Here is an 18932-nt window from a genome sequence, read left to right on the forward strand (position 1 = left end):
AAAATGTCTAAGCCCATTTCCCTATTAAGTGCTTTGTTATGCACTTTTATATGGGGTACAACTTTTATTGCTCAAGATACTGGCATGGACAATATTGGTCCTTTTACATTTAATGCTGTTAGATTTTTTGTTGGTTTTTTAGCTATTACCCCACTCGTAATTTTATTTGAATTAAAAAATTTTAAACCAGAATTAAAAACAGATAAAAAAACATTTGTAATTTATGTGTCTTTAATAGGATTGTCTTTATTTTTAGGTTCTGCATTACAACAGGTTGCTTTGCTCTATACAGATGTTGCAAATGCAGCCTTTTTTACGATCTTTTATGTACCTATGGTGCCTATCATAATTTATTTGTTTGGAAAAAAATCAATTCATTGGAGTGTTTGGCCTTCAGTAATTTTGTGTTTAATTGGAGGATATTTATTAACAAATTTTTACGATGCAACTGTTAGGTTGGGTGATACTTTGGTTGTACTAGGAGCTTTATTTTGGAGCACACATATTATATTTACTGGAATTATTATTTCTAAATACAATCTTCCACTTACAATTGGAGCAATTCAAACTTTAATCGTAGCTATTTTATCTTTTTTCATTGGAATTCTTTATGAAGAATTTGTTTGGAACAATATTCTAATGGAAATATATTCTATATTATATGCTGGAATATTATCTGGAGGATTTGCATTTGTATTACAGATTTATGCACAAAAAAATATTACACCTGCACCAGCAGCAATTATTTTCTCTCTTGAAGGTGTATTTGCAACTGTAGCTGCATGGTTTATTTTAAATCAAGTATTAGATATAAATAATATACTTGGATGTTTTTTTATTTTGTGCGGAGTTTTATTATCACAATTACTCCCACTTATAAAAAGGAAAAAAATCTAATAAATTAAACCGAACAATACTAAAGCAATTATTATTCTATAAATTACAAATGCATTCATAGAAAACTTATTTATAAAAATTAAAAAATATTTAACTGTTAAAAAAGAAAGAATAAAAGAAGATATAATTGCAATTATTACTAAATAATTAAATTCTGTTGGTTGATTAAAAATATCTTTTAAACTAAGTACACTTGCACCAGCTAATGCTGGGATAGATAGTAAAAAAGATATTTTACTTGAATCTACTCTATTAAATTTCAAAATCCTTGCAGCTGTTATTGTAATACCTGCTCTGCTTACTCCAGGTATCAATGATAAAATTTGCATCATTCCTATAAATAGAATTGATTGAATATTTAAATTTGTAGAAATTTTTTTATCAAAACGACTTTTGTCAGATATATATAAAACAATCGCAAATATTAAAGTTGTCCATGCAATTGTTTCAATGTTTCGTAAACTATAAATTAGCCCTGTGGTATACAAAAAATATCCAAACATTATTAATGGAATAGATCCAATAACAATTAAACTTATTAGTCTTTTATTTTTATTTATGTTTAATAACTCTTCTTTAAAGTAATAAACTATTGCAAAAAGAGATCCTAGATGAAGGCTTATATCAATTAGTAATGAGCTAGATTTAAATTCATATAAGCTTGAAACTAAAATTAAATGTGCAGAAGAACTTATAGGAAGAAATTCTGAAACCCCTTGAATTGCTGAAAGGATTAAAACTTCTATAATATTCTGAAACATAATTTCTTCGTAGCTTATAAAGCTTATATTTCAAACAATACGATTTGATCATAGTAGCTATGCATTTATTAGAAACCTGTTTATTTATAACAAAAATGAGAGATTAAATGTCAATAAATATGACCTATTTAATGCTTTATTAAATAAAATCATTATATAACTTGCTGAAAATTAAATTTTTTATGACTGACAAAATGTTAAAATTTGTAAAAATAGGTCAACAAACTCCACCTAAAAGAGAAGTTGATCAAAGAAAAAAGGATTTTAACGAGATATATGACGAATATATCAATGAAAAAGCTAAAGAACAATCAAGCAGATGTTCTCAATGTGGAGTTCCTTTCTGTCAAGTTCATTGTCCTTTAAGTAATAATATTCCTGATTGGCTAAAGTTAACTGCTGAAGGAAGATTAAAAGAAGCATATGAGCTTTCCCAAAGCACTAACAATATGCCTGAGGTTTGTGGAAGAATCTGTCCCCAAGATAGATTATGCGAGGGCAATTGTGTAATTGAACAGTCTGGTCATGGAACAGTTACAATTGGTTCCGTTGAAAAATATATAACAGATAACGCCTGGGAACAAGGTTGGGTTAAACCAATTGAAGTTACAAATGAAAAAAATCAAAGTGTTGGAATTATAGGAGCTGGTCCTGCTGGATTAGCGGCAGCAGAACAGTTAAGAAAAAATGGGTATAAAATTACAGTTTACGATCGTTATGATAGAGCTGGAGGATTGTTAATATATGGAATTCCAAATTTTAAATTAGAAAAAGAAATAGTTGAAAGACGAACAAAGCTTTTAAAAGATGGTGGAATAGAATTCATACAAAATTTCGAAGTTGGTAAGGATGCAAGCTTAGAGCAATTAAGAAAAAAACATGATGCAGTATTAATTGCAACAGGAGTTTACAAAGCAAGAGAAGTTAATTTACCAGGTAATGATTTAGATAATATTTTTCCAGCAATGGATTTTCTTACAGCATCAAATAAGAAAGGATTGGGCGATGATGTTGAATTATTTGACAAGGGAATTCTAAATGCTGAGGGAAAAGATGTTGTTGTAATTGGCGGAGGTGATACAGCAATGGATTGTGTGAGAACTTCAGTTAGACAAAAAGCAAAATCAGTAAAATGCTTATACAGAAGAGATAAAGAAAATATGCCTGGTTCAGCAAGAGAAGTTGCAAATGCTGAAGAAGAGGGTGTTGAATTTGTATGGTTGTCTAGTCCTAAAGAATTTAAAGGAACTAATAAGGTAGAAAATTTAATTGTAGATCAAATAAAATTAGGTGAACCAGATGAAACTGGCAGAAGAAAACCTGAAGTACAAGAAGGTTCAAGTTATGAAATAAAAGCAGATATGGTTATTAAAGCTCTTGGATTTGATCCAGAGGATTTACCTAATTTATTTGATAGCAATGAACTTCAAGTTACAAAATGGGGAACAATAAAAACAGATTTTGATACTATGGAAACTAATCTAAGTGGTGTTTTTGCTGCTGGGGATATTGTTAGAGGAGCTTCATTAGTTGTTTGGGCAATTAAAGATGGGAGAGACGCAGCAGATTCCATAAAAAATTATTTAGAAACAAAATCCAAAAATGAGAAAAAAGTTGCTTAATGAAAACTTATAAAAAAAATTTTGATCTACTTAAGAAAAACAATGTCTATTCTGAAGATATGGAGCATGATGCGTGTGGAGTAGGTTTAATAGCCTCAACAGAGGGGAAAAAATCCAGGAATGTGGTTGAATATGGAATTGAAGCTTTAAAAGCTGTTTGGCACAGGGGCGCGGTAGATGCTGATGGGAAAACAGGAGATGGAGCTGGAATTCACTTAGAAATTCCAAAAGATTTTTTTATTGAAAAAATTGAGGTTACTGGACACACGCACGATAATTCTGAAATCTGCGTAGGAATGATTTTTCTTCCACGTAATGACTATGCAGCACAAGAGAGCTGTAAAACAATTGTTGAAAGCGAATTAACAAAAAATGATTTTAATATTTATGGCTGGAGACAAGTTCCTGTTAATCCAAAAGTTTTAGGTGAAAAAGCTTTTCAAACTATGCCTGAAATTATTCAGGTACTTTTCAAACCTCATAATAAAGAACTTACAAATAAAGATTTGGAGAGAAAAATTTATGAGACAAGAAGAAAAATTGAAAACGAAGCTTTCAAAAAATCATTAAATAATTTTTATATTTGTTCGTTAAGTTCAAAGTCAATTATTTACAAAGGAATGTTCTTAGCTGAAGCAATTTCAGAATTTTATCTAGATTTAAATGATGAAAGATTTGTGTCAAGATACGCAATATTTCATCAGCGGTTTTCAACCAACACAGCTCCAAGCTGGAATCTTGCCCAACCATTTAGAGCAATTGCACATAATGGAGAAATTAACACTTATAGAGGAAACAAAAATTGGATGAAAGTTCATGAGCAAGAAATGAATAGTCCATTATTTGATGATATAGAAAATCTTAAGCCAGTTATTCAACAAGGAGCTTCAGATTCTGCAGCTTTGGATAATGTTTTCGAATTATTAAACATTTCAGGTCAACCTGCACCATTAGCTAAACTAATGTTAGTTCCTGATGCATGGTCTAAGAAGAATAAGACTTTGCCAAAAGATCATCAGCAATTATTTAATTTTTTAAATAGCACTATGGAACCTTGGGATGGGCCCGCCGCCATAGCTGGAACTGACAATGAGTGGGTTATTGCAGCAAACGATAGAAATGGATTAAGACCTCTAAGATATGCAATCACAAAAGATAAGTTATTGTTTGCAGGCTCAGAAACTGGGATGATCGAGCTAAATGAAAAAAGAATTTTATCAAAAGGAAGATTAGGTCCTGGAGAAATTATAGGAGTAAGAATAGAAAAAGGTAAAGTATTTACTAATAAACAAATTAAGGATTACTTAGCAAAAGAGTATAAACATTTTAATTCACAAATTATTGATTTAGATGACAAACTAACGATTGAAGATGAGAAAAATTCTTTTTCAGGGGATGATTTAAGAAGAAGACAATATACTTTTGGAATTAGTTTAGAGGATCTTGAATTAATTTTACACCCTATGGCCGAGGATGCAAAAGAGGCTACAGGATCTATGGGCGATGACACCCCTTTAGCTGTGCTGTCAGATAAATATAGACCTCTGTATCATTTTTTTAGACAAAATTTTAGCCAAGTTACAAATCCACCAATAGACTCTTTGAGAGAAAATAAGGTGATGAGTTTAAAAACAAGATTTGGAAATCTAGGCAATATTCTAGATTTTGATAATTTAACAAAACAGAATATTTATGTTCTTAATTGCCCAATTTTATCTAATTCTCAGTTCGAAAAATTCATCAATTTTTTTGGAAATAATTCAACAATAATTGATTGTACCTTTGAAGAAAGTAATAGTTTGTATGAAGCTATTAAAAAAATTCAAAAAGATGCAGAAATTGCTGTTAGACAGGGTGTTACACAATTAATTCTTAGCGATAAAGATTTATCAATTTCAAAACTTCCAATTCCAATGCTGCTTGCAGTTGGCGCAATTAACTCGTTTTTAATTGAGAAAAAATTAAGAGGCTATGTGTCAATCAATGTCCAATCTGGAGAAGCATTAGATACACACTCTTTTGCAACTTTAATCGGTGTTGGTGCAACAACGGTCAATCCTTATTTGGCATTCGACAGTTTATATCAAAGATTTGAAAAAAAATTATTTGGAAAGTTTAGCTTTGAAGAATGTGTTGAAAGATACATCAAATCTGTCAATGCAGGATTATTAAAAATCATGTCCAAGATGGGAATCTCTGTTTTAAGTTCTTACAGAGGTGGATGCAATTTTGAAACTGTTGGATTGAGCAGAACTATTGTTTCAGATTATTTTCCAGGAGTTGTGTCTAAAATTTCTGGTATTGGACTTACTGGAATTGAAAAAAAAATAAGAGCAATTCATAAAGAAGCATTTGAAAGCACTGATACAATTCTTCCTATTGGAGGGATTTATAGATATAGAAAAAATGGAGAAACACACCAATATCAAGGCAAACTTATACATTTACTTCAAAGTGCAGTTGGTTCTAATTCTTATGACGCTTATAAAAGATATGCAGAAGGTATTTATAATTTACCACCAATAAATTTAAGGGACTTAATTGATTTTAGAGAAAAAAAATTAAAGGGAGCTTTAGATATTTCAGAAGTAGAACCAATAGAAAATATTTTAAAAAGATTTGGAAGTGGAAGCATGTCTCATGGTGCTTTATCTAAAGAGGCACATGAAACTTTGGCTACAGGCATGAATAGAATTAAAGGAGCTTCTTGTAGTGGTGAAGGTGGTGAAGATGAAAAAAGATTTAAAGTGTTAGATAACGGAGATAGTGCAAACTCTAGAGTAAAACAAATAGCTTCAGCAAGATTTGGTGTAACAGTTAATTATTTAAACAATTGCAATGAGATTGAAATAAAAATTGCACAAGGTGCAAAGCCAGGAGAAGGTGGACAACTCCCAGGTTTCAAAGTTACAGATGAAATAGCAAAGTTAAGACACTCAACGCCTGGAGTAACACTAATTTCTCCTCCACCACACCACGATATTTATTCAATTGAAGATCTTGCTCAGCTTATTTATGATTTAAAACAGATTAATCCAAAAGCAAGAATTGGAGTAAAACTAGTTGCATCCTCAGGAGTTGGAACTATTGCTGCAGGAGTTGCTAAAGCAAAAGCAGACATAATATTAATTTCAGGACATAACGGTGGAACTGGAGCTACTCCACAAACAAGTGTAAAATATGTAGGTATTCCATGGGAGATGGGATTAACAGAGGCTAACCAGGTTTTAACATTAAATAATCTTAGACATACAGTTACACTTAGAACTGATGGCGGAATTAAAACAGGTAGAGATGTTGTTATAGCAGCCATGATGGGGGCAGAAGAGTATGGAGTTGCAACAACTGCTTTAGTTGCAATGGGATGCATAATGGTAAGACAATGTCATTCGAATACATGCCCCGTTGGTGTCTGTACTCAAGATGAAAAATTAAGAGAAAAATTTACTGGAACACCAGATAAGGTTGTTAATCTATTTACGTTTATAGCAACTGAGGTTAGAGAAATTTTAGCTAAATTAGGTTTTAAATCATTAAATGATATTATTGGTAGAACTGACTTACTTAGACAAGTTAGCAAGGGTTCAGATAATTTAGATGATTTAGATTTAAATCCTTTATTTGTTCAAGCAGATACTGGGAACAATACTAGATATTGTGAAAACCAAGAAATTAATTCAGTGCCAGATACTCTAGACCAAGAAATATGGCCGGAGATTGAAAAGGCTTTAGATAATTCTGAAAAAATTGAAAAAGAATATTTAATTAAAAATACACATAGAGCAGTTGGGACAAGAATTTCTCATCATTTATATAAAAAATATGGTTATGAAAAACTTGATGATAATTTTTTAGTATTAAACTTTAAAGGATCAGCTGGTCAATCTTTTGGAGCCTTTTCATCCAAAGGTTTGAAGTTAGTATTAAAAGGTGATGCAAATGATTATGTCGGCAAAGGTCTTTCAGGAGCTACAATTTCTATAAGACTACCAGAGGAAAGTAACTTAATTTCAAATGAAAATACTATCTTAGGAAATACAGTTCTATACGGAGCAACATCTGGAAAACTTTTTGCAGCCGGTCAAGCTGGTGAAAGATTCTCTGTAAGAAATTCAGGTGCAGTTACAGTTATTGAGGGATGTGACTCGAATGGATGTGAGTATATGACTGGTGGAACTGTAGTAATTCTAGGAGATGTTGGAGATAACTTTGCTGCTGGTATGACAGGTGGTATGGCATTTATCTATGACAAATCAAAAGAATTTGAAAAAAAAGTAAACCCAGAGTCAGTAGTTTGGCAGAATGTTGAAACAGATTATTGGAAAGAAAGTTTAAAAAATTTAATCAAAGAACACCATGAAGAGACAGGATCTTTGTTATCTAAAGAAATAATTGAAAATTATGATAATGAAATTAATAATTTCATTCAGGTTTGTCCTAAAGAAATGTTAGATAAACTGAAAAACCCTATCAGCTTAAAAAAAGTTATAAAAGAAGTTAGTTAATTAATAATTTTAATTCTTTTAAGATTATATTAAGCCATTTCTTATTTGATAAGCTATGGTCACCTTTTTTTACAATGATCAATTTCTTTTTTGCTTTTGGAAATAGTTTTAAAACTTTTCTAGAATAACTTACCGGTACAGCTTCATCATACTCACCATGCATCATAGTAACATTAATTTTTGAATTTATTTTTTTATTTAAAACTCTATTTTTTCTTCCATCTTTTATAAGCTGATAAGTGATTGGATACTCATAATTCCCATGTTTTAGGTGATATATACCTTTTTGGATTGTTTCTTGCTTTATTTTTTTGGAGAATTTTTTCCACATCAAATTTTCTAAAAACTCAGGTGCCGAGCCAATTCCCAAAAATCCCATAATTTGTTTTTTAAATATTTTGAATTGTCTTAAAGCAATCCAAGCGCCCATACTTGAACCAATGACATAAAAATTATTATTTTTTATATATTTATTTATCAATATAGAAGTTTCTTTAGTCCATTTTGAAATATTTCCATTTGTGAATTTACCTGTAGATTTTCCATGACCTGAATATTCTAAAGCAAGAAAACTTATTTTATTTTTTCTTGCAAATTTTAAAAAAGCTTCTGGCTTTTTTCCCTCAAGATCTGACATAAATCCATGTAAGAAAACTATGAATGGAGAATTTTTATAAATTTTACAAATATGTCTAATTTTCTTAGTCTTTGAAATTTTGTGGAAACTGAAATTTGCCATAATCGTTTATAAGAATTGCTAATTAATATATAATCATATCAAATGTCATCTAATTTAAAAGTTTTGCAAGTAATACCAAAACTTGGATATGGTGGTGCAGAGACCGGCTGTTATGATATTGCTCACTATTTGCCAGAAAACGGTTGTAAGTCATTTATAGTTACTAGTGGTGGTGAGTTACTTAAATTTGTAGATAAAAATAAAGTAAAAGTTTTTAGACTTCCAGTTCAGAGTAAAAATCCAATATTAATTTTAATTAATGCAATAATTTTAACTTTTATTATTTTAATTAATAATATTTCGATCATACACGCCAGAAGTAGAGCGCCTGCATGGTCTTGTTTAATAGCCTCCAAGATAACAAGCAGAAAGTTTGTAACTACATTTCATGGAACTTATAATTTTAAAAGTAATTTGAAAAAATTATATAATTCAGTAATGGTTCGATCTGATTTAATTATTGCAGGATCAAATTTTATTTTTTCACACATCAAAGAAAATTATTCAAATTATTTAAATCAAAAAAAAAAATTATTAGTAGTATTTAGGGGAATTAATGTTGATTATTTTGATCCTACTACAAAACTTGAAACTGAAGAAAAAAAATTATTAAAACAATGGGAAATAGAAAAAGATAAAAAGATTATACTTTTGCCTGGTAGATTAACTACCTGGAAGGGACAAGAGGTATTTATTGAAGCAATTAATCTGACAAATATTGAATTAGGTTATGAAGCATTTTATGCTGTTATCCTTGGAAGTGATCAGGGAAGAGACTTGTATAAAAAAAAACTAATAAGACTTTCAGAACAATATAGGTTAACTAAACAGCTAAGATTTATCGATCACTGCAAAGATATGGCGTTAGCTTACAAAGTGTCTGATATAATTGTTTCAGCTTCTATTGAACCAGAAGCTTTTGGTAGAGTTTCTGTAGAGGCCCAATCTATGGAGAAACCAATTATTGCGAGTAATATTGGTGGCTCTAATGAGACTGTCATTGATGAAAAAACAGGCTATTTATTTAAAGCGGGTGATGCAAAGTCTTTAAGTCAGAAAATTTTAAAAACACTGACAATTGATGAAACTCAATTAAAATTAATTGGTGTTGAAGGAAGAAAAAATATAGTTCAAAAATTTAATGTTGAAAAAATGTGCTTTTCTACTTATTCAGAGTATAAAAGATTAATAAATTAAATGCCTATAATTACATTACCTGATGGAAATAATATTGATTTCCCAAATAAAGTTACTGGATTAGAAGTAGCAGAAAAAATTAGCAAATCATTAGCTAAACAAGCAATGGTGATAAGTGTAGATGGTGAGTTAAAAGACTTAGAACATCTAATTGAGAAAGACTGTTCAGTAAAAATTTTTACATCTAAAAATCCTGAAGGTCTAGAAACCATTAGACATGATACTGCTCACATATTAGCAATGGCAGTACAAGAATTGTTTCCAGGAACACAAGTTACGATTGGCCCTGTAATTGAAAACGGATTTTATTATGATTTTGCTAGAAAAGATCCGTTTACAGAAGATGATTTAGCAAAGATTGAAAATAAAATGAAAGAAATTGTTGATCGAGACGAGATTACCAAAAGAGAAGTTTGGGATAGAAATAAAGCCATAGATCATTTTAAAAAAAAAGGTGAAATCTATAAAGCCGAGTTAATTGAGGCAATACCAGAGAATGAGGATGTTTCAATTTATTTTCATGGAGATTGGCATGATCTTTGTAGAGGACCTCATCTTTCTTCAACAGGTAAAATAGGTAAATACTTTAAATTAATGAAAGTTTCAGGAGCTTATTGGAGGGGTGATTCAAACAATGAAATGCTTCAAAGAATTTATGGTACAAGCTGGGCTTCTCAAAAAGATTTAGATGAGCATCTAAAAAGAATAGAAGAAGCAGAAAAAAGAGATCATAGAAAATTAGGAAAAGAAATGGACTTGTTTCATTTTAGAGAAGAAAGTCCAGGCTCAGTTTTTTGGCATGAGAGAGGGTGGGCATTATTTCAAAAATTAATTAATTATATGAGAAGCAGACAGGATGCTGCTGGATACAAAGAGGTAAATACACCTGAAATTTTAGACCGACAATTGTGGGAAAAATCTGGTCACTGGGAAAAGTATGGAGAAAATATGTACACATCAGAAACTCCTGATGAAAAAGTCTTTGCGATAAAACCAATGAATTGTCCAGGTCATATACAAGTATTTAATCAAGGATTGAAAAGTTATAGAGATCTTCCATTACGTATCACAGAATTTGGTAAGGTTCATCGTTACGAACCATCAGGTGCTTTACATGGTTTGCTTAGAGTAAGAGCTTTTACACAAGATGATGCGCATATTTTTTGTGCAGAAGATCAAATTACGAGTGAGTGTTTAAATGTAACAAATTTAATATTAGATATTTATAAAGATCTTGGTTTTGAAAATGTGATTTTAAAATATGCTGATCGACCGGAGGTTAGAGTTGGAGATGATGAGGTTTGGGATAAGGCAGAAGCTTCACTTCTTGAAGCAGTTAAAGCTTCTAAGTTAGAATATAGTATTAATAAAGGTGAAGGTGCCTTCTATGGGCCAAAAATTGAATTTGTTTTAAGAGATGCTATCGGAAGAGATTGGCAATGTGGAACTTTACAAGTTGATTTAAATTTACCTGGAAGATTAGATGCATCATATGTTGATAAGGACGGAACAAAAAAAGTTCCTGTTATGCTTCATAGAGCTCTATTTGGTTCTCTAGAAAGATTTATAGGAATATTGATTGAAAATTATGCTGGTAAATTTCCTTTTTGGATTTCGCCTTTACAAACAATGGTAATTCCAATTTCAGAAGAATTTAATGATTACGCAATAGAAGTATCTAAAAAAATTAAAGATGCGGGCATAAGTTCTGCAGTTGATATTAAAAATAATAATTTAAACTATAAAATTAGAGATCATTCTTTAGCAAAAATACCTCTTTTATTAATTTGTGGTAAAAAAGAAGTTGACTCCAATTCAGTAACGATTAGAAGGTTAGACTCTAATAAACAAGAAAATATGGATATAGATTCATTTTTAAAAACTTTCTCTGCTTTAAATAAAGCATCATCAAACTAAGTGGCAGATTTTAAACAAAATTACTTTCAAAGAAGAACAAAGGATAGAGGTCCAAGATCTAATAACCGAATATCTTCACCAGATGTTCAAGTAATTGCAAGTGATGGTGAAAATCTTGGAGTGATCAGTACTAACGAAGCTATATCAATGGCAAAAAACCAAGGATTAGATTTAATTGAAATCGCACCCAATGCTAACCCACCAGTATGTAAAATCATGGATATGGGTAAGTATAAATATGATGCTCAAAAAAAAGCAAATCTTGCAAAAAAGAAACAAAAAATAATTTCATTAAAAGAAATTAAAATGAGACCTGTAACAGAAACTCATGATTACGAATTTAAGGTCAAAAATGCAAAAAAATTTATCTCTAAAGGAGATAAAGTTAAATTTACTATCAGATTTAAAGGGCGAGAGCTCCAACACTCTCATTTAGGCAATGAACTGATGGGTAAAATTAAAGAGGATATGAAGGATATTGGTAGAGTAGAGTTGCAACCCAAATTTGATGGGAAGCAAATGATTATGGTAATTCAACCTTTATAAGCCTTAATAGAGGTTGTAAAATTTAAACATTCTTTGTATAAGTCCGCAGAATTATGCCAAAATTAAAAACAAAAAGCTCTGCAAAAAAAAGATTTAAAATATCAGCTAAGGGTAAAGTTATATCTGCTCAAGCAGGTAAAAGACACGGTATGATTAAACGAACGAATTCACAAATTAGAAAATTAAGAGGCACTACAACTTTGTCTAAACAAGATGGCAAAATTGTTAAATCATACATGCCTTACAGTTTAAGAGGGTAACAATGGCAAGAGTTAAAAGAGGCGTAACAAGTAAAGCAAAACATAAGAAAGTTTTGAAAGCTGTAAAAGGTCAGTGGGGCAGAAGAAAAAATACTATCAGAGTTGCTAAACAAGCTATGGAGAAATCCATGCAGTATGCTTATAGAGATAGAAGAAATAAAAAAAGAGATTTCAAATCATTATGGATACAGAGAATTAATGCCGGTGTAAGAGCAGAGGGTATGACTTATTCAAAATTTATTAATGGTTTAAGTAAATGTGGTGTTACAATAGATAGAAAAATTTTAGCTGAAATTGCCTACGATAGTCCAGAAGCATTTAAAACAATTGTACAAAAAGCCCAATCCGCTTTAAATTAATCTCTATTGTTTTTATTTCTTAAGGAAATAATCTACTAATATGTCAGACATAAAAAATATTAGAGATCAATTTTTATCAAAGCTCAAGAATGAGCTAAGTTTAGATGAAATCAATTCAATCAAAACAGAGTTATTTGGAAAAAATGGTCAAATTTCATCTTTATTCAAAACAGTAGGATCAATTCCAGAGTCTGATAGAAAAACTTTTGCAGCTGATTTAAATAAAATAAAGGATGAACTTCAATCTTTAATTTCTGAAAAGATTAAAGAAATTGAGACAAAAGAAATTAATCAAAAACTTGAAAAAGAAAGAGTTGATATAACTTTACCAGGGAGATCTTTTGTTAGAGGTAAAATCCATCCTGTATCTCAAACGATAGATGAGATTTCATCTATCTTTTCAGAAATAGGTTTTAGTGTTGAAGAAGGACCAGATGTAGAAAACGAATATAATAATTTTACTGCATTAAACACTCCAGATAATCACCCAGCTCGTGACATGCACGATACTTTTTATTTGGACGAAAATAAGGAAGTTCTATTAAGAACGCATACTTCACCAGTTCAAATTAGAACTATGTTAAAAGACAAGCCACCGTTTAAAATTATTGCTCCAGGTAGAACATATAGATCAGATAGTGATCAAACACATGCGCCAATGTTCCATCAGGTTGAGGGCCTTCATATAGATAAAGATATTAACATGGGTCATTTAAAGGGATGTTTAAATTATTTTATTAAAGAGTTCTTTGAAGTGGAAAAAATCAAAATGAGATTTAGACCAAGTCATTTCCCTTTTACAGAACCATCTGCAGAAGTAGATATTGGTTACGAAATTAAAGATGGTAAAATTGTTATAGGAGAAGGAGATCAGTGGCTTGAAATTTTAGGATGTGGAATGGTTCATCCAAATGTTTTAAAAAATGTTAAAGTTGATCCTGCTAAATACCAAGGATATGCATTTGGCATAGGTATAGACAGGTTGGCAATGCTAAAATACGGTATTAATGATTTAAGAGCTTTCTTTGACTGTGATTATAGATGGTTAAATCACTTTGGATTTGATCCACTTGATGTACCCACAAATTATAGAGGTCTAAGTCGATGAAGATAACATTTGATTGGTTAAAAGATCACTTATCTGTAAGTGCTAAAGAAGAGAAGTTACTTGAGAAATTAACTGATATTGGACTTGAAGTTGAAAGTGTTGAAAATTTATCTGAAGGTTTAGACTTATTCAAAGTAGCAAAAATTTTAAAAACTGAAAAACATCCTAATGCAGACCGTTTAAAAGTTTGTGATGTTGATGTAGGTGAAAAAGAGATTAAGAAAGTGGTATGTGGTGCACCAAATGCTAGAGAAGGTTTGATCACTATTTATGCTCCTCCTGGTGCGGTTATTCCAAAAAATAAAACTAAATTAGTTATAGCAAAAATCAGAGATGTTACATCTTATGGTATGCTTTGTTCTGAATCCGAACTCAATTTGTCTGAGGAAAGCGATGGAATTACTGAGCTTTCATCCTCGAAATACAACAATAGTATTGGAAAAAGTTTTTTTATTCAATCTAGTTCTAATTTGATTGATTTATCAATCACACCCAACAGACCTGACTGTCTTGGTGTTAGAGGAGTAGCTAGAGATTTAGCAGCTGCAGGTTTTGGTAAATTAAAACAAATTAAAGAACAAAAAATAAAATCAAAAAAATCTCAAAAAGTTAAAGTAAAAATTACAAATGAAAAAAATCAAGGATGTTTTTCTTTTGGGAGCTGTTTGGTAACAAATGTAAAAAATACTGAAAGCCCAAAGTGGTTAAAGGATAAATTAATTTCTATAGGTCAAAAACCTATTTCAGCAATCGTTGATATTACAAATTATGTAATGATTGATATTAATCGCCCATTACATGCTTATGATGCGGATAAAATTCAAAAAGATATAATTGTTAGAAACTCAAAATCTGGTGAAGAGTTTACAGCTTTAGATAATAAAAATTATAAGCTTAAAGATGACATGTGTGTAATTAGCGATGATAAAGGTGTTTTAGGACTAGGTGGTATCATTGGAGGCACAAGATCTGGAACAGAAATTGATACACAAAATGTTTTAATCGAGTCAGCTTATTTTGATCCAAGATCAATCAGAAAAACAGCAAAAGAATTAAATATTGATACAGATGCAAAATTTAGATTTGAAAGAGGAATAGACCAATTGTCAATTGAAGAAGGTTTAAATAAAGCAGCTTTTTTAATTAAAGAAATTTGTGGTGGTGAAATTAGTAAAATAGATATTCAAAAAATTAGTACATTTAAAAATCAAATAATTAAATTTGATCCAAGTTCATTTGAAAAAGTTACAGGTTTTAAAATTTTAACAAAAGATATGTTAAAAATTTTAGATAACTTAGGTTTTAAATGTAAAAAAGATAAAAAAGTTTTTAAATTAACTATCCCTTCCTGGAGACCAGATATTACTCAGGAAATAGATGTTGTTGAGGAATTGGTAAGAATAGTTGGGTATGATAAAATCAAGTTAGAAGAGCCAATCAAAGAGAGAAAAAAATCTACTTTAACACAAACTCAAAAATTGTTTCATTTCCTTCAAAGATCTGTTGCTTCAAAAGGTTATTTGGAGGCAATTACTTGGTCTTTTACAGATGCAAAATATAATGATCATTTCAAAGGACAAAATGATGAATTAAAAATTGTGAACCCTATAAGTTCAGAATTAGGAGTTTTAAGAAATTCAATATTTTCAAATTTAATTATGTATATGAGCAAAAATATAGATAGAGGATTTAAAGATTTATCTATTTTTGAAATAGGACCAACATTTTTTGGAAAACAACCTGGTGAACAAAATATAGTAATCTGTGGTTTATCTGCTGGAAAAAAATCTCGTCTTTCTTGGTTGGAAAAAGAAAGAAATGTCGATGTATTTGATATTAAAAAAGATGTAGTTCAAACCTTAGTTGAAGCAGGTTACGATGCAGAAAAATTTTTTATTGATGACGAAACTCCTGATTATTATCATCCAGGTAAATCAGGAAGATTATTTTTGAACAGAGGTAAAGAAAGCGTAGCTGCATACTTTGGTGAAATTCATCCAAATATCATTAAGCAAATAGATATGAAAACCGAATCTTTAGTAGGTTTTGAAATATTTCTTGATAATTTAAAATTACCAAAAAAATCTTTGAAAGATCAAAAAACAAAATATTCTGTTTCAGATTATCAAAAGTCAGAAAGAGATTTTGCTTTTATAGTTGATAAGAAAATTAAGGTTCAAGATTTGGTAAATGTTGTATCAAATGTTGATAAAAATTTGATTTCTAACATTAAAGTTTTTGATGTTTATGAGGGTGATAATATTCCTGAAAACCAAAAATCAATTGCGATCAGTGTTACAATTCAATCTCGAGAAAAAACTCTTAAAGAAGCGGATTTAGATCAAATAAATAAGTCAATTATAGAAACAGTCGAAAATAAAACTGGCGCTAAAATTCGATCCTAAAGCCAATGAGTTCAATCGATAATATAAGAAATTTTGCAATCATCGCACACATTGATCATGGAAAATCTACTATTGCAGATAGAATAATTCATAGTTGTGGGGGGCTAACAGAAAGAGAGATGAAAGCTCAAGTTTTAGATTCAATGGATATTGAACGAGAGAGAGGTATCACCATTAAAGCTCAAACAGTAAAGCTAAATTATAAAGCTAAAGACGGAAAAGAATATATTCTAAATATTATAGATACACCAGGCCATGTAGATTTTAGCTATGAGGTAAGTAGATCATTATATGCGTGTGAAGGTTCAATTTTGATTGTAGATAGTACACAGGGAGTTGAGGCCCAAACTTTAGCAAACGTCTACCAAGCATTAGACACAAATCATGAAATTGTCCCAGTTTTAAATAAAGTAGATTTACCAGCTTCTGATTTAGAAAGAACAAAAAAACAAATTGAGGAAGTTATTGGGATAGATACTGAGAATGCCATTCCTTGTTCTGGAAAAACTGGTGAGGGAATAGGAGATATTTTAGAGCAAATTATAACAACTTTACCAGCACCAAAAGGAGAAAGTTCATCAGATTTGAAATGTTTATTAGTAGACAGTTGGTACGATACTTATCTAGGTGTTGTCATTTTAGTTAGAGTTATAGACGGGAAGCTTTCAAAACATATGAAGATCAAAATGATGTCGACAAATCAAGAATATATAGTTGAAAAAGTTGGTGTTTTTACTCCAAAGCCAGTTGATATTACTGAATTAAAAACAGGAGAGATAGGTTTTATAACAACAGGTATAAAAGTGTTATCTGAAACAAAAGTTGGAGATACAATTTGTGACGCAACAAAACCATTAAAAGAGGCTTTACCAGGTTTTAAACCAAGTAAACCTGTAGTATTTTGTGGATTATTTCCTGTAGATAGCTCAGAGTTTCAAAAATTAAAAGATGGTTTAGCAAAGTTACAATTAAATGATGCTAGCTTTTCTTTTGAACCAGAGTCATCTTCGGCTTTAGGTTTAGGATTTAGATGTGGGTTTTTAGGTTTGCTTCATCTAGAAATTGTAACAGAAAGACTTGAAAGAGAGTTTGATGTTAATTTATTAACGACAACACCAGGAGTAGTTTATAAAGTTCATTTAAATAATGGTGATACTATGGATTTACAAAATCCATCAAGTTTACCTGATCCTACACTAATAAAATATATTGAAGAGCCTTGGATTAAGGCAACTATTATTACTCCAGATCAATACTTAGGTTCAATAATTAAAATGTGCCAGGACAAAAGAGGAATTCAAACCAACCTTAGCTATTCTGGAAGTAGAGCAGTAGTAAATTATGAACTTCCATTAAATGAAGTTGTATTTGATTTCAATGACAGACTTAAGTCAATGACAAGTGGATATGCAAGTTTTGATTATGAAATAATTGAGCATAGAGAAGGCGATTTAGTAAAACTTGGTATTTTAGTGAATGCTGAACCAGTTGATGCTTTGGCTATGATGATACATAAAGATTTTGCACAAAAAACAGGGAGAGAAGTTTGTGAAAAATTAAAAGACCTTATTCCAAGACATAATTTTATGATCCCTGTTCAAGCTGCAATTGGTGGAAAAATTATTGCTAGAGAAACTATTAAAGGTTTTAAAAAAGATGTTTTAACAAAAATTCATGGTGGTGGAGCTACAGATAGAAAAAGAAAATTATTAGAAAAACAAAAAAAAGGAAAAGCTAGATCAAAACAATTTGGAAGAGTAGAGATACCCCAGGAAGCTTTTATAGGAGTTCTTAAAATTAACAAAGATGGATGATGAATATATTTAATGAAATTTCAATAATTATTCCTACATTTTATCCAGGTAACATAATTAACAAATGTTTAGAAACTCTTCCAAAAAATGTTGATATAATAATTGTTGATAATGGAGATGATGCTTATCTTAGTGATTTAATTAAAAACTCTGATCATAATTTAAGACATTTTAAAATTGGTGACGTAGGTTTACCGATGTCATTTAACTATGCTTTAAAAAAAACTAAATACGAAAATATTTTAATTACACAACCAGATGTTACATTTCATAGGGATGCTATACAAAAATTAATAGAAGCTTCGACTAAATATCAAAACTTTGGCATACTTGCACCTCATGTTTATGAGGATAATAAATATAGTAAATACAATTCTTTAAACTTACATTTGGATAAAAAAGGAAAAATAATAAATTTTAAAAATAAATCTAAAGTAGTAAAAATAATTCCCGATGGAGATTGTTGTGTAGATGCAGTGAATTCCACTGCTATATTTTTTAAAAAAAGTATAATAAACAAAATTAATGGCTGGGATGAAAATATTTATACATATTTAGAGGATTTAGATTTGTGCTTAAGACTAAGAAAAAGCAACTTACCAATAATAAAAGTAAAAAGTTCTATTGTTCATCATATTGGATTTGGATCACATAAAAAAGAAAATGCTCTTAAGTCGGATATGTCTAGAAATTGGCATTTTATATGGTCATCTTTATATTTTAAGCATAAATATTCTTCAAAATCAGAGTATTTAAATTTTCTTCTTAAAAATATATTAAAATATTTTTTTAAAACATTTTT

General features: G+C 30.2%; 14 protein-coding genes. 12 read left to right on the forward strand and 2 right to left on the reverse strand.

Annotation, left to right across the window (positions count from 1 at the left end):
• Positions 1-3 precede the first annotated feature (3 nt).
• Positions 4-897: a DMT family transporter gene (locus tag ACTTA5_RS04430; RefSeq protein WP_440648253.1), complete on the forward strand. Its 894-nt coding sequence runs from the start codon at positions 4-6 to the stop codon at positions 895-897.
• Here ACTTA5_RS04430 and ACTTA5_RS04435 read toward each other — a convergent pair.
• Positions 894-1658, reverse strand: coding sequence for an undecaprenyl-diphosphate phosphatase (locus ACTTA5_RS04435; RefSeq protein ID WP_440648255.1), 765 nt, complete (start codon positions 1656-1658; stop codon positions 894-896). The two genes, ACTTA5_RS04430 and ACTTA5_RS04435, sit on opposite strands and share 4 nt — an antisense overlap.
• 182 nt (positions 1659-1840) lie before the next feature.
• On the opposite strand from ACTTA5_RS04435, the gene ACTTA5_RS04440 reads away from it, so the two are divergent.
• Both ACTTA5_RS04440 and gltB read left to right on the forward strand, forming a co-directional pair.
• Entirely contained in the window at positions 1841-3280 is a 1440-nt protein-coding gene (locus ACTTA5_RS04440; protein ID WP_440648257.1) for an NAD(P)-dependent oxidoreductase, read from the forward strand.
• Positions 3280-7785, forward strand: a complete 4506-nt coding sequence (gltB, locus tag ACTTA5_RS04445; RefSeq protein WP_440648259.1) for a glutamate synthase large subunit — start codon at positions 3280-3282, stop codon at positions 7783-7785. The genes ACTTA5_RS04440 and gltB overlap by 1 nt, the downstream gene beginning before the upstream one ends.
• Here gltB and ACTTA5_RS04450 read toward each other — a convergent pair.
• Positions 7778-8524, reverse strand: coding sequence for an alpha/beta hydrolase (locus ACTTA5_RS04450; RefSeq protein ID WP_440648261.1), 747 nt, complete (start codon positions 8522-8524; stop codon positions 7778-7780). The two genes, gltB and ACTTA5_RS04450, sit on opposite strands and share 8 nt — an antisense overlap.
• Positions 8525-8566: 42 nt before the next feature.
• Between ACTTA5_RS04450 and ACTTA5_RS04455 the strand changes: the two genes are divergently transcribed.
• The 9 genes from ACTTA5_RS04455 to ACTTA5_RS04495 all read left to right on the forward strand — a co-directional run.
• Positions 8567-9721 carry a glycosyltransferase family 4 protein gene (locus tag ACTTA5_RS04455; RefSeq protein ID WP_440648263.1) on the forward strand — a complete coding sequence of 385 codons (1155 nt, stop codon included), beginning with the start codon at positions 8567-8569 and terminating at the stop codon, positions 9719-9721.
• On the forward strand, positions 9722-11638 hold the full coding sequence (thrS, locus tag ACTTA5_RS04460; RefSeq protein WP_262590114.1) for a threonine--tRNA ligase: 1917 nt from the start codon (positions 9722-9724) through the stop codon (positions 11636-11638).
• Positions 11639-12184, forward strand: a complete 546-nt coding sequence (gene infC, locus ACTTA5_RS04465; protein ID WP_075505925.1) for a translation initiation factor IF-3 — start codon at positions 11639-11641, stop codon at positions 12182-12184.
• Between the two features lie 53 nt (positions 12185-12237).
• On the forward strand, positions 12238-12444 hold the full coding sequence (gene rpmI, locus ACTTA5_RS04470) for a 50S ribosomal protein L35 (RefSeq protein ID WP_023854436.1): 207 nt from the start codon (positions 12238-12240) through the stop codon (positions 12442-12444).
• Positions 12445-12446: 2 nt separating this feature from the next.
• Entirely contained in the window at positions 12447-12803 is a 357-nt protein-coding gene (gene rplT / locus ACTTA5_RS04475; RefSeq protein ID WP_440613511.1) for a 50S ribosomal protein L20, read from the forward strand.
• Between the two features lie 40 nt (positions 12804-12843).
• A complete protein-coding gene (gene pheS / locus ACTTA5_RS04480; RefSeq protein ID WP_440648265.1) occupies positions 12844-13911 on the forward strand; it encodes a phenylalanine--tRNA ligase subunit alpha in 1068 nt (355 codons plus the stop codon).
• The gene (gene pheT, locus ACTTA5_RS04485) at positions 13908-16316 is read left to right on the forward strand and encodes a phenylalanine--tRNA ligase subunit beta (RefSeq protein ID WP_440648267.1); all 2409 of its coding nucleotides are present in this window, start codon (positions 13908-13910) and stop codon (positions 16314-16316) included. Before pheS ends, pheT begins: the two co-directional genes overlap by 4 nt.
• 5 nt (positions 16317-16321) lie before the next feature.
• Complete coding sequence (gene lepA, locus ACTTA5_RS04490) at positions 16322-18130, forward strand: translation elongation factor 4 (protein WP_440648269.1); 1809 nt, start codon at positions 16322-16324, stop codon at positions 18128-18130.
• The coding region (locus ACTTA5_RS04495) for a glycosyltransferase family 2 protein (protein WP_440648271.1) at positions 18127-18932 on the forward strand (806 nt) is incomplete at its 3' end. The genes lepA and ACTTA5_RS04495, both read left to right, overlap by 4 nt.

The sequence above is a fragment of the Candidatus Pelagibacter sp. HIMB1521 genome (assembly GCF_052047875.1).
Classification (GTDB): Bacteria; Pseudomonadota; Alphaproteobacteria; order Pelagibacterales; family Pelagibacteraceae; genus Pelagibacter.